This window comes from Streptomyces sp. NPDC059900, assembly GCF_050270335.1.
Taxonomy (GTDB): Bacteria; Actinomycetota; Actinomycetes; order Streptomycetales; family Streptomycetaceae; genus Streptomyces.
This window is the reverse complement of sequence record NZ_JBNNJZ010000218.1, coordinates 1-12,962: the sequence shown is the minus strand read 5'-3', so window position 1 is coordinate 12,962 and position 12,962 is coordinate 1. Positions and strand designations below refer to the sequence as shown.

The 12,962-nt window shown below is 70.3% G+C and carries 9 protein-coding genes and 4 tRNA genes; 5 read left to right on the top strand and 8 right to left on the bottom strand.

Going from position 1 to position 12,962, the window contains the following annotated elements:
• Positions 1-123: 123 nt before the first annotated feature.
• From ACQKIP_RS25320 to ACQKIP_RS25290, 7 genes are all read right to left on the bottom strand, one after another.
• The gene (locus ACQKIP_RS25320; RefSeq protein WP_365861530.1) at positions 124-1,335 is read right to left on the bottom strand and encodes an alginate lyase family protein; all 1,212 of its coding nucleotides are present in this window, start codon (positions 1,333-1,335) and stop codon (positions 124-126) included.
• A 181-nt stretch (positions 1,336-1,516) separates the two neighbouring features.
• Positions 1,517-1,592 (bottom strand) — tRNA-Lys (locus tag ACQKIP_RS25315).
• A 123-nt stretch (positions 1,593-1,715) separates the two neighbouring features.
• Entirely contained in the window at positions 1,716-3,284 is a 1,569-nt protein-coding gene (locus ACQKIP_RS25310) for an amino acid permease (protein ID WP_365861528.1), read from the bottom strand.
• A 64-nt stretch (positions 3,285-3,348) separates the two neighbouring features.
• Positions 3,349-5,445, bottom strand: a complete 2,097-nt coding sequence (locus ACQKIP_RS25305; RefSeq protein ID WP_365861526.1) for a LamG domain-containing protein — start codon at positions 5,443-5,445, stop codon at positions 3,349-3,351.
• Positions 5,446-5,636: 191 nt separating this feature from the next.
• Complete coding sequence (locus tag ACQKIP_RS25300; protein ID WP_365861524.1) at positions 5,637-7,877, bottom strand: DEAD/DEAH box helicase; 2,241 nt, start codon at positions 7,875-7,877, stop codon at positions 5,637-5,639.
• 357 nt (positions 7,878-8,234) lie between these two features.
• The gene (locus tag ACQKIP_RS25295; protein ID WP_365861523.1) at positions 8,235-8,813 is read right to left on the bottom strand and encodes a hypothetical protein; all 579 of its coding nucleotides are present in this window, start codon (positions 8,811-8,813) and stop codon (positions 8,235-8,237) included.
• A gap of 174 nt (positions 8,814-8,987) precedes the next feature.
• Positions 8,988-9,338, bottom strand: coding sequence for a metallopeptidase family protein (locus ACQKIP_RS25290; RefSeq protein ID WP_190082831.1), 351 nt, complete (start codon positions 9,336-9,338; stop codon positions 8,988-8,990).
• A gap of 59 nt (positions 9,339-9,397) precedes the next feature.
• Between ACQKIP_RS25290 and ACQKIP_RS25285 the strand changes: the two genes are divergently transcribed.
• The 4 genes from ACQKIP_RS25285 (at position 9,398) to ACQKIP_RS25270 (ending at position 11,322) form a co-directional block, all read left to right on the top strand.
• Positions 9,398-10,951 (top strand): metallophosphoesterase family protein, encoded by a 1,554-nt coding sequence (locus ACQKIP_RS25285; protein ID WP_365861521.1) that lies wholly within the window; start codon positions 9,398-9,400, stop codon positions 10,949-10,951.
• A 79-nt stretch (positions 10,952-11,030) separates the two neighbouring features.
• A tRNA-Glu gene (locus ACQKIP_RS25280) sits at positions 11,031-11,103 on the top strand.
• Between the two features lie 43 nt (positions 11,104-11,146).
• A tRNA-Asp gene (locus ACQKIP_RS25275) sits at positions 11,147-11,221 on the top strand.
• Between the two features lie 24 nt (positions 11,222-11,245).
• Positions 11,246-11,322, top strand: a tRNA-Phe gene (locus ACQKIP_RS25270).
• Positions 11,323-11,416: 94 nt separating this feature from the next.
• On the opposite strand, the gene ACQKIP_RS25265 is transcribed toward ACQKIP_RS25270, so the two are convergent.
• Positions 11,417-12,178, bottom strand: coding sequence for a thioesterase II family protein (locus ACQKIP_RS25265; protein ID WP_365861519.1), 762 nt, complete (start codon positions 12,176-12,178; stop codon positions 11,417-11,419).
• A 236-nt stretch (positions 12,179-12,414) separates the two neighbouring features.
• Here ACQKIP_RS25265 and ACQKIP_RS25260 point away from each other — a divergent pair.
• Positions 12,415-12,962, top strand: a 548-nt coding sequence (locus ACQKIP_RS25260; RefSeq protein ID WP_427744142.1) for an alcohol dehydrogenase catalytic domain-containing protein, incomplete at its 3' end; no start/stop codon positions are given.

The following is a 12,962-nucleotide window of genomic DNA, read 5'->3' as shown; positions in this document are numbered from 1 at the left end:
GATTTGAACCTGCGACCTCTGGGTTATGAGCCCAGCGAGCTACCGAGCTGCTCCACCCCGCGCCGTTGAATGCAACTCTACGCCATCAGGGGGAGTGAAAGCGAACCGGCGGAGAACGGGCCCTTACGCGTTCTCCGCGTGCGTCAGCGTCTCCCAGGCCACGAACAGGCCATCCGTCCCCTCGGGCCGCTGCTCTCGGGTGAGTTTCTCCGTCTCCGGCAGGTCAAGCTTCAGCCGCTCCCGCAGGTGATTGAGGCCCACCTCGGTATCGGGCCCCATGTCCCGCTGCACCTTGCCGCCGCACAGCCAGTCCGGCGCCTTGGCGCCCAGCTGGTACTTGGAGTGGAACTCCAGCGCGGCCAGGAGCCGCTCCCTGACCTCGCCGTACAGGTCCACGCCCTGGTGCCAGGCCGTCTCCGCGATGTGCGCGGTGGCCGCGAGGGAGTAGCTGGCGTGCTTGAAGTTCCGGCAGGTCTCCTGGGAGAGGCCGTCGGCGAAAGTCCGCTGCCCGAACCAGTACTTCCGGAGTTTCTCGGGTGTGTTGATGCCGCTGTTCGCGGGCGATACGGGCAGCGGCCCGTCCGACTTCAGATAGAAGTAGGCCGGCACGCGGGTCCTGAAGTGCGTCACCGCCTTCTCGAAGGCTTCGTGGTCGTCGAGAAAGACCGCCATGTTGATGGTCGCGTCGGCCATCAGGAGATCCCAGTTGCCGTTGAAGTCGGCCGCTCCGTCGCGCACTTGGGGCAGATAGGCGTTGCGCAGCATCCGCTCGAAGCGCAGGAGTTCGCCGTCGGTCCAGCCGTCGTAGGTGTAGCGCACCGCTTCGGCCGCGCGTGCCCAGGTGGAGGCGGCCCAGGCCGTCTGGAGGCCCGCGTTGGCCTCGGTGTGCTTGGTGATCACCCGGGACCAGGCGTCCATGATCTGTACGGCCTTCTCGGCGTGCGCGCGCTCGCCCGTGACGTTCCAGAGCAGGGCCTGGGTATAGGCGGCGATGGCGTCCTCGCGCTCCTCGACGCAGCCCTTTCCGGCGCGGTCGCCTGCCGGGCACCCGACGACGGCGTACGGCTTGGCCCGGTAGTCGGCCGCGCCGTACTTGCTGTCCCGCATCTGCTCGAACGCCGCGAGCCAGGGCTGCTCGCGCGCCTCGACGTGGGCGCGCACGCGCTTCAGCTGCGCCTTGCTGACGAGCACTCCGGGGTGTTCGAAGCCAAGCTCGGCGGGGCGGGCCCGTGCGGTCTCCCCGCCGGAGCCGCTGCCGGACGCGCCGCAGGCCGCCGAGAGGCCCGCTAGGAGCGGCACGAGCACCATCACGAGAGCCCGTCGTACGGAACCCATGCTGTACCTCCGGATCGGCCCCCTGGCAGGCCCAGCGTCACCCGCGGGGCGCGGGGCCGCAGGCGAGACGGGGCCGTTCGGGCGGTGGAGGCGCTCTGCCCGTACGTCACCGGCCTGACGGGGGTGACGAACGGGGGTAACGCGACAGGCCCAGGTCAGAAGCTTCTGACCTGGGCCTGAGTGGTAGACCGTGTGGGACTCGAACCCACAACCAATGGATTAAAAGTCCACTGCTCTGCCAATTGAGCTAACGGTCCGTGCGGATGCACCCCCCGAGCATAGCCGGACAGCTCGCGTCGTCCGATCGGGTATCGCTTCCTTGGCCCGTCGCGCGTTCCGCGACGGGCCCGGGAAGGGCCGGTGAGGGGGCGACGGCGCGGTCAGGGATCCTCTGGTTCCGGGGCCCCGCGCCGGGCCGCCTCGCGGGCCGCCGTGCGCTCGTGGTCCGGGTCGAGGAACCAGTGCCTGGCCGATACGAACCACCAGGTCGCGGCGAAGCCGAGGACGACCAGGACAGCGATCGGGGCGTAGTTGAAGGTCTCCCAGGTGATCGGCGAGACCTGCGGCAGCATGAACAGGACCGTGATCACGCCGACCCAGGCCACCGCCACGATGCCGATCGGGCGGGAGAAGCGGCCCAAGTGCCAGGGCCCGCGCTCGAATTCCTCGCCCTTGCGCAGCCGAAGGAGGGTCGGGATGACGTAGGCGATGTAGAGGCCGATGACGGCGATGGACGTCACCGCCGCGTACGCCGTGACGTTGATCAGGTAGGGCAGGCCGAGGACGAGCGCGCCCAGGGCCGCGAGCCAGACCGCCGCGACGGGCGTGCGCGTACGCGGGTTGACCGAGTGCCAGATGTGCGAGAACGGCAGCGCTCCGTCCCGCGAGAAGGCGTAGATCATCCGGGAGTTGGCGGTCACGGAGGCCATGCCGCAGAAGAGCTGCGCGCCGATGACGACGAGCAGGAGCAGCTTCCCGGCGGTCGCTCCCAGCGCGTCCAGAAGAATCTGGGCGGGCGGCGCTCCCGTCGCCGACAGGCGGGCCCCGTCGTACGACTGGATGGCGAAGGTGAAGCCCAGAAGCAGCACGAAGCCGGCGATCCAGGACGTCCAGATGGACCGCACGATGCCCTTGGGCCCGGCGGTGGACGCGTCGTGCGTCTCCTCGGTCATGTGGGCGGAGGCGTCGTACCCGGTGAAGGTGTACTGGGCCATGAGCAGCCCGATGAGCGCGACGTACAGCCCGCTGCCCCACCCCGTGTTGTTCACGAACTCGGTGAAGACGAAGGACGCCGACTGGTGCGAGTCCGGCGAGAAGGCGAGCGCGCCGACGATGACGGCGACCCCGAAGACGTGCCACCACACGCTGACGCTGTTCAGCAGCCCGACGATGCGCACCCCGAAGGTGTTGAGCAGGCCGTGCAGTACGAGGATCCCGGCGAAGAGCATGATCGTGCGCCCTTCGGTGACCTGGAAGCCGAACTGCAGGTTCAGATAGGCACCCAGGAACGAGGCCGCCCCGAAGTCGATCCCCGCGGTGACGGCGACCTGCCCGAGCACGTTGAACCAGCCCGTGAACCACGCCCAGGCGGCCGCGGTCCGGGAAGGCGCGAGCCGGTGCGCCCAGAAGTAGAGCCCGGCGGAGGTCGGATAGGCGGAACAGATCTCCGCCATGGCGAGCCCCACGAACAAGGTCATGAGCCCGACCGCGACCCACCCCCAGGTGATGAGGGCGGGCCCGCCGGTGTTCATGCCGAACAGGTACATGGTGAGGCAGCCGGACAGAACCGAAATGATCGTGAACGAGACCGCGTAATTGGAAAACGCGGACATACGCCGTGCCAGAACCTGGGTGTAACCGAGCTGAGCAAGCCGCTCCTCGTCGGAGCCGGCGTCGGGTACGGATACGAGTGGTGGTGCCTGCTTCCGCTCTCCGGGGTCACTTGTCATGCCCCCAGCAATTCCCTGGCCGGGGGCACGACATGCCTCATCGTCGGCCGGAAGGCGCCACGGATCAGTCCGACGTGCCTCCCGCGCGCAGTACCGTCACTTGCCGCTCGCTGAGCGCTCCCGCGTACGCGTGCACTTCGTCGACGGCGCCGTGCAGATACTCGCCCCAGCCGTCCGCCGTCGAGGCTCGCCCGACCTGCAGCCCGCCCGCGGCCCGCCAGCTGTGGTCGAACGGGGCCTTCACCGACAGCTGCCCGTTCACGTAGAGCAGGACTTCATCGGCACCGGCGTCGTACACCACAGCCAGGTGATGGGCATCGCCGCTCGACGCCCAGTCGTTCTCCGCCGTCAGCTTCGTCGTCTCCGCCCCGGCCCGGTCCTCGTGGGCCAGGGTCAGCTCCCAGTTCTGCTGCTCCGGCATGTAACGCAGCGTGGCAAGGCTGGTGTGCTCGCCCGGCAGCGACATGACCGTCATCATGCGGCCCTCCGCGGCCGGGTCCAGCTGCACATGGGCCGCCAGCGAAAAGCTGTCACCGGTGTCGACGACCGGGCCGTCCGTCGCCGCGAAGTCCCCGTCGCCGTCGAGCTTCAGGTGCCCTGCCCCCACCATCGGTATCTCGCCGGGAACGCACTCCGGATCCACGTCGCAATCGCTGTCGTCGCGGTGGATCCGGGCGTCCCCGCCCAGCTTCAGCGGCTGCCGGCCGTCGTGCTCGGGGCTGGCTCCCGAAGCCGCCTCGTCGAGCTGCCAGAACCCTTCCCGTACGGTCCCGCGCTTCCCGAGCTCCGCGATCTCGGCCGGGACGGCCACCCGGTCCCACACCTGTACGTCGGCGATCCGCCCGCCCCAGTGACGGCCCTGACCGCCCGCGCCGAGCGCCCGGCCGATCTGTAGATCTCCGGAACCACCGGGCGCGGCGGCGCTTTCCGCCGTATCGACGAGGCGGCCGTTCACATAGAGACGTGCCGTCCCCGCAACCGGGTCGTACACACCCGTCAGGTGCGCCCACTCCCCGCTCTCGGGCCGACCGCCCTTCGCCCGGACCGCCGTCTCACCGCCCATCGTGAACGACCAGGTCCCCGCGGCATCCGCCCCGAGGGCGAACGCGGGCGTCCCGTCTCCGTCCTGGCTCACCGCCGCCATGTCCCGACCCGACGGCCCCGGGCGCACCCAGGCGCTGACCGCGAACGCTCCGCCGGTGTCCACGGCAGGGGCTCCCGACGCCAGATACGCGTCGTCCGAACCGTCCAGCTCCACCGCTGACTTCACGTCCGTACGGGACGGCCCGTCCGCGCCGAAGACCACGGCCCCGCCGGCTTCCGCGGGCCTGCCGCCCACCGTGGCGTCGGCCTGGACCGAACCCGCCGGATCAGCGAGCTTCCACCGCGCGACGGGCGTACGGCCGCTGGCCACCCGGAACTGGTAGGTGGTGGGTTCGCTCGCGTTGCCCGCCCGGTCGATCGCCTGAACGGAAAGCCCGTGCACACCGGACGACTCCGGCATCCAGCGCAGCTCGACCGGGCCGCCCGGCTCCTTCGGCCTGGCCGTCTGCTGCTTGTCGCCCATGAAGTTGTAGACGTACGCCACGGTGTCGTCCGAGGAGGAGTCGACCGTGAACGTGCCGTACGACCCCACGCCGTCGTGCCAGGCCTGCTGGTCGTCCGGATACTCGGGCGACGAGACCGAGGGCTTGGCGGGCTGCTCCGAGTCGTACAGGAACCCGCACTCGCCACGCCCGTCGTCAGAGCTCCACGGCCCCCACGCCGTGCCGTCGAAGGCCCGCACGCGCCAGTGCACTTCGGTGAACGCCGGTACTTCATCGGGGGCAGTCCACCGCGCCTCCGAGCCGCTCCGCTTGGACGTCGTCCGGGCCGAGCGCACCTGTCTCTCCCCCGCCTCGTCACGCCACGCGACCTCGAACTCCGCCGAGACCGACTGCCCCTCCGGGTCACGGAGCACCGCGCTCAACTGCGGCCGTGTGCGTACGTACGGTCTTTCGGCTCCGCTCGCGCACTCCTCGCCGCCTGTCGAGAGCTCGGACAGCGCCGGCTGGTCCGGCGGCCGGTTCTCGGCGGCCGCTGCCGCCCATGGAGTTGCGACGACGGCCGATGACGCGAGCGCTACGGCGACAGCGCTGCGTACGAAGGCATGACGAATCACGGGGTCCCCTCCCTTTGGGTCCGGCTCCCCACCGGACCACCACCTTGATCAAGCCCGAAGGTAACAGCACGTACTGACATCGATACGCCTCGCGTCCCCCGCAAGCAGCGCGCACGACGAAGGGCCCGCACGGCAGAAGCCGTGCGGGCCCTTCATTCGGTTCAGCTCAGCCGGTCAGGCCGGCGGCGGCCTCAGCCGTTGCGCTTCCAGCGCGGCTTGTCGTCGCGGCGGCCGAAGGAGCCGGTGCCCGTGCCGGAGCGGTCGCGGTTGAACGACGGGCGGTCGTGGCCGCCGGAGCGGGCGCCGCCCGAGGGGCGGTCGTCGCGGCGGTCACGGTTGAAGGGGCGGTCGCTGCCGCGGTGGCCGCCGGAGGGGCGGTCGTCACGGCGGAAGCCCGAGCCACCGCGGTTGTCGTCACGGCGCTCGCCGCCGCGGAAGCCGCCCGAGGGACGGTCGTCACGACGGAAACCCGAGCCACCGCGGTTGTCGTCACGGCGGAAGCCGGAGCCACCGCGGTCGTCACGACGCTCGAAGGAACGGCCGCCACGGTCGTTGCCGCGGTCACGGTTGAAGCCGCCACCCTCGCGACGGTCACCGCCACGGAAGCCACCGCCGCGGTTGTCGTCACGACGCTCGAAGGAACGGCCACCGCGGTCGTTGCCGCGGTCACGGTTGAAGCCGCCACCCTCGCGACGGTCACCGCCACGGAAGCCACCGCCGCGGTTGTCGTCACGACGCTCGAACGAACGGCCACCGCGGTCGTCGCGGCGCTCGCGCTCGTAGTTGCCGCGCTCGTCGCGCTGCGGACGGCTGTACGAGGAACGCTCCTCGCGGGCGGCGACGGGCTGCTCCGGGACGGACACAGCGGCCTCGACGACGGCCTCGGCGGCGGCGGTGGCCTCGGCGACCGCGGTCTCCGGGTCGTCGCCGCGCTCGCGGGCGGCACGCGCGGTCAGGCGCGAGGCCTCCTCGCGCAGCTCCGTCGCGCGGCGGGTGGCGCGCTCCAGCTCCTTGGTGAGGTCCTTGACCTCACGCTCGGCCTGGGTCGCGGCGTTGCCCGCGGAGTCGGCCTGCACCTCGGTCATCGAACGGGCGCCGGTGATCTCGGCGACCTCCGGGTCGAAGGTGCCGCCGCCGTTGATGATGTGACGCGTGGCGTCGACGCCCGCGTCCTCCATCAGCCGGAAGATCTGACGGCGCTGGTGCGGCAGCGAGAGCGAGACGACCGTGCCGGAGCGGCCCGCGCGGGCCGTACGGCCGGAGCGGTGCAGGTAGTCCTTGTGGTCGCCGGCCGGGTCCACGTTCAGGACCAGGTCGATGCCGTCGACGTGGATGCCGCGCGCGGCGACGTCCGTGGCGACGAGGGCGTTGACGTAGCCCTTCTTGAAGTCCTCCAGGACGCGGGTGCGGGCACCCTGCGTCATGCCGCCGTGCAGCGCGTCGGCCTTCACGCCGGACTCGCAGAGCTGCTCGGCGATGCGGTCGGCGCCCAGCTGGGTGCGGACGAAGATGATCGTGCGGCCCTTGCGCGCGGCGATGGCGGCCGTGACGGGCGCCTTGTCGCGGGGCTTCACGATGAGGATGTGGTGCGTCATGGTCGTGACGTTGCCCTGGGCGCTGTCGACCTCGTGCGTCACCGGGTCGGTCAGGTAGCGCTTGACCAGCGTGGAGATCTCGTTCTCCATCGTGGCGGAGAACAGCATGCGCTGGCCGCCGGAGGGAACCTGGTCGAGCAGCTCGGTGACCTCGGGCAGGAAGCCCAGGTCGGACATCTGGTCGGCCTCGTCGAGCACCGCGATCTGGGTGTCCTCGAGCGAGCAGGCGCCGCGGCTGATGATGTCGCGCAGCCGGCCCGGCGTGGCGACGAGGATGTCGACGCCGCGCTCCAGGGCGTAGATCTGGTTGCCCATGGACGTACCGCCGCAGACGACCTTCATCTTCAGGCCGAGCACGTCGCCGTACGGCTGGAGGGCGTCCGCGACCTGCATCGCGAGCTCACGGGTCGGCGTGAGGATGACGCCGCGGGGCTTCTTCTTCTCGGTGCGGCCACCGGCAAGCGTCGCGAGGAGGGGAAGACCGAAGGAGAGGGTCTTGCCGGAGCCGGTGCGGCCACGGCCGAGGATGTCCTTGCCGGCCAGGGCGTCCGGGATGGTCGCGGCCTGGATCGGGAAGGGGTGGGTCACGCCGTTCTGGGCGAGCTTGCGGACGATGCCCTCGGGCAGACCGAGGTCGCCGAAGCTGGGGCCGCTCGGGGTGTCTTCGTCGGCCTCGGCGGCAGCCTCGGTCTCGACGACGACCTGCTCGGCGGCTTCCACGACGTCCGCGGCCTGGACGGTCTCGACTACCTCGGCGACGGCCTCGGCCGTCAGCTCGTCGGTGCCGGTCGTCTCGTTCTCGGGCAGGACGGCGTGGTCAGAATGAGAAATGGACATGCGAAATGCGAAACCTTCCGGAGTCTCGGCACGCGCCCGTCAACTCCGTGATTTCGCAATGGACCGCCTCTATGCGGTCAGCCACGGCAAGGGAGAGTACGCGCCACGCGGCGCTCTTCTTTTTCGGCGCCGGGCAAATGGGATCAAACGATCTACCACCATACGCACCCCCCCCCCCAGAAGGCAAAGCGGACCCTCCGGGGTGCCTTGGAATCCGCCCCCCGCAGCCTGTCTCACCTGCGACAAATCGGGTTCAGGACAGGCGCGTATCCGTTTCGGCCAGAGCCCGAAACAGACCAGAGACCGCAGCAGAGCAGGGCCCGCAACAGGCCAGAGCCCGCAGCAGAGCGGACCGGCCTAAGCAGGCCCCGCCTGCGGCGAAGGCTCCCGTGACCCGAGCCCCGCCGACCGGTCCCCCAGCTGCGGACCCTGCCCCGGCGGCTCGTGTGCCGACGACGAGGGCTCCGGCGTGGGCTCGGGAGTGGGCGTCGGGGTCGGCTTCGGAGGATCGGGAGTGGGGGTCGACTTCGGCGGGTCGGGATCGTCCCGCGTGGGCGTGACCCGCCCGCCCTGCGTCGGCGGGGCCGGGTCGTCGCCGCCCCGTGAGGCCGAGGCGGAGGCACGGGCGGCGCCGGAACCGGACCCGCCGGACTCGTCCGAACCCGCCTTGCCCTTGCCTTTGCCCTTGCCGTGCTTGCCCTGCTTGCCGTGCTTGCCGCCCTTCGCGTCGCCGCGGCCACCCTCACCGCCACCGGCCGAACCGCCGCCCGACGAGGCGCTGCCGCCGTCCGGGGCAGCCGCGGCGCTGCGCTCGCCCCCGGACCGTGCGGGGCCGGGGTCGCCGCCCCCGTCGGCTCCGATGCTCATGCAGCCGGCGGTCGCCATGACCGCCACGGCCGCCGCGGTCCACCGGACAGGAACGTACAACTGGCGCACGGCCGAGCACCTCCGAGGCGCTGAGAAGCGGGGACGCCCTACCCAACTCCCTTGCCCCGCAAGAGGACACGGACCAGGACCGCGGACCGGGACGCGGGCCAGGACACGGACCGGGTCAACCGCCAGCGCACAGACCAGGACACGGACCGCGGCTCCCGGCCGCCGCCGGACCCGTCAGCCGTACCCCAGGGCGTGCAGGCGCTCGTCATCGATCCCGAAGTGATGTGCGACCTCGTGGACCACTGTGATCTCCGTCTCAGCGACGACGTCCTCGCGCGACTCGCACATGCGCAGCGTCGGCCCCCGGTAGATCGTGATCCGGTCGGGCAGCACGCCCGCGTACCACTCACCCCGGTCCGTCAGCGGGGTCCCTTCATAGAGCCCCAGCAGCTCGGGATCCTCGGCGGGTGGTTCGTCCTCCACGAACACCGCCACGTTGTCCATCAACCGCGTCAACTCGGGAGGAATCCGGTCAAGCGCCTCGGCGACCAGTTCCTCGAACTCTTCCCGCGTCATCTCCAGCACACCCCCATTGTCGGCCACCGCCCCGCATAGCCGCCTGTTCCCCCGGGCATACCGGACCAATGGCCCGCGACTTCCGTGCGCTCGCCGCCCTCGTACGCCACTACCGCTCCCGCCACCCGCACCCGGTGAGCGAGCTCATCAGCCCTCCCCACCCGTACGGCCGCGCGGCGGGCCTGGTCGCGGTCGTCCTGCTCGGCGCCTGGCTCGGCCTGCTGATCGTCGGCAGCGTGCACGCGCCGGTGGGCCCGATGGACACCCGGATGACGCTGCGCCCCTCGCTCACCGGCGGCACGAAGATCAACGTCTCCCCGCTCGGCGCCCTCGAACTGCGCTCGCACATCGCCCCCATCCGCCTGGACGTGGACGTGGACCGCCTGGACCCGGTCCGCTCCCAGGCCCTGGTCGACCACCCCGAGCGGCTCTCGGGCCTCCAGGACGAGGTGGCCGAGGACGTCGGGCACGGCACGCTCGACCTGGCCGCACGCTCCTGCGCCGCCGTCGTCGCGGGCGCCACGGCACTGGGCCTCGCGGTCTACCGGCGCCCGCGCCGGGCCCTGGCGGCGGGCGGACTCGCCCTCGCGCTCCTCGCGGCGTCGGGCGCGGCGGCGTACGCTACGTGGAACCCGAAGTCGGTCCTCGAACCGAAGTTCTCCGGCCTCCTCAGCAGCGCCCCCTCGGTGGTCGGCAACGCGCGCAGCATCGTCAGCGAATTCGACGTGTACCAGCAGGAATTGGCACGTCTCGTCACCAACGTGACAAAGCTGTACGACGCGACGTCGACGCTTCCCGCGTACCAGCCGGACCCGTCCACGATCCGCGTCCTGCACGTCTCGGACATCCACCTCAACCCGGCGAGCTGGAAGATCATCGCTTCGCTCGTCGAGCAGTACGACATCAACGTCATCGTCGATTCCGGCGACACGATGGACCACGGCAGCGCGGCCGAGAACGCGTTCCTGGACCCCATCGAGGATCTGGGCGCGCCCTACGTCTGGGTCAGGGGCAACCACGACTCCCGTACGACCCAGCGCTATCTCCAGCGCATGAAGAACGTCCACGTCCTCGACGACGGGGCGGCCGTGTCGGTGGCGGGGCTGCGGTTCGCCGGGACGGGCGATCCGCAGTACACACCGGACCGTTCCGAGGCGCAGGCGCAGGGCAAGCTCTTCGAGGAGACGGCGGGCATCCGCCTCGCCTCGTCGCTGCGGGACCAGCGGGCGGCCGGCACGCCCGTCGACATCGCCGTCGCGCACAACCCCGACGCCGCGCGGAAGACGGACGGCGAGGTGCCGCTCGCCCTCGCGGGGCACGTGCACCACCAGGAGATGGAGGTCATGGACGGCGGGACGCGGCTGCGCATCGAGGGGTCCACGGGCGGCAGCGGGCTGCGGGCGGTCGAGGGCAAGTACCCCGATCCGGTCGAGGCCTCGGTCCTCTATCTGGACCGGGAGACCCGGCGCCTCCAGGCGTGGGACGAGATCAAGCTGGGCGGGCTCGGCCTGACGAAAGCGGAGGTCAGCCGCCATCTGCCGAAGGAGAACCAGCCCGGCGCGACGCCTTCGCCGCCTCCTGCGGGCCGGTCGCCGGGGAGCGGTTCCCCGGCTCCCCGATAACCGTTTTGGCGATACCTCCCCGCATCCCATATGCTTCTCACGTCCCCGACGCGCTGCAAAGCGCCCAGGTGGGCCCTTAGCCCTCATCGTCTAGTGGCCCAGGACGCCGCCCTTTCAAGGCGGTAGCACGGGTTCGAATCCCGTTGGGGGCACGCACCACATTACGTATGCGAATTCGTTCGCATACGTAAACATGGTCCTGTGGAGCAGTTTGGAGTGCTCGCCACCCTGTCAAGGTGGAGGCCGCGGGTTCAAATCCCGTCAGGACCGCTTGCGATTCCTCGCGGATCGCGTGGCTGGGTAGCTCAGTTGGTACGAGCGATCGCCTGAAAAGCGATAGGTCGCCGGTTCGATCCCGGCCCCAGCCACCAGAGTGAGAACGTCCCGGACGGCATGCCGTCCGGGACGTTCTGTTGTGTGCCCGCCGTCTGTCCCGCCCAGCTGAGCGGGACAGCGGGTACGCGGTCACACGAGGGCGCCCTCGAAGAGGCGGGAGCGGACGAGTTCCAGGATCCCTTCGTACTGCTCCGCCAGGTAGAAGTGGCCGCCGGAGAACACCGTCAGGTCGAACCCGGCCTCGGTGTGCTCCTTCCAGTGGTGCAGCTCGCCGACGTCGACCCGTGCGTCGGAGAACCCCGTCAGGGCGTGCACCGGGCTGGTCAGGACGGGACGGGGGGTGTATCGATACGTCTCCGCCGCCTGGTAGTCGCTGCGGATCGCGGGCAGGACCAGATCCATCAGCTCCGCGTCGCCGAAGACCTGTGCGCCCGTGCCGTCCAGGGCCCCGATGTCGGCGACGATCTCCTCGTCGGAGAGCAGGTGAAGGCCGTCGTCCAGGTTGCGGTGCGGGGCCCGGCGCCCGGACACGAAGAGCGCCTTGGCGGGCCGGCCGGCGTCCTGGAGCCTGCACGCCACCTCATAGGCGAGCGTGGACCCCATGCTGTGCCCGAACAGGGCGTACGGCTTGTCGGTCCAGGGAAGCAGCGACTCGGCCGCTCTGTCGGCCAGTTGTCCCATATCGGGGATGTTCGGCTCCGAGCGGCGGTCCTGGCGGCCCGGGTACTGCATCGCCAGCACTTCCGCGCGCGGCGTCAGACCCCGCGACAGCGGGAAGAAGAAACTGGCCGAGCCACCCGCGTGCGGGAAACACACCAGTCGCAGATCCGCGTCGGGAGACGGATGGAACCGTCGAATCCATGACGCGCCGTCATTGTTGCTGTCGGTCATTCCTGCCCTTGCCTGCTTGCCTTGGCTTCCTTGCCTGTTCTGTGACACTGCAGGAGAACGCCGCCGACCGGCAACCCCCTAATTCCCCGGCCACTTCGGCGAGTGGAGAACTCTAGGGGGTCATGGAATTCAGGGGTACGGAAGTTAGGGGTACTGCCTCTCCGTGGCGGACTCTACGGTCGTGGAAAGATGCCCGCGCAATTCCCGCCCGCTCCCCCTTCCTTGAGGTATCCCACGTGAAAGAAATAGTGAGCGCCGTCCTTTCCGGCGAGGCGACGTCCGACGATTTCGCGAACCTGAGGGTTCCGGAGAGCTATCGGGGTGTCGTCGTCCACAAAGAAGACGCGGGGATGTTCGAGGGCATGCGGTCCGCGGACAAGGACCCGCGGAAGTCGCTGCACGTCGACGAGGTCCCCGTTCCGGAACTCGGGCCTGGCGAGGCCCTGGTGGCCGTGATGGCGTCGTCCGTGAACTACAACTCGGTGTGGACCTCGATCTTCGAGCCGGTGCCGACCTTCGGCTTCCTGGAGCGCTATGGCCGCCTCAGCGAGCTCACCAAGCGCCACGACCTGCCGTACCACGTCATCGGCTCCGACCTAGCGGGCGTCGTGCTGCGCACCGGCCCCGGCGTGAACGCCTGGAAGCCGGGTGACGAGGTCGTCGCGCACTGCCTCAGCGTGGAGCTTGAGTCCTCCGACGGCCACAACGACACCATGCTCGACCCCGAGCAGCGCATCTGGGGCTTCGAGACCAACTTCGGCGGCCTCGCCGAGATCGCCCTGGT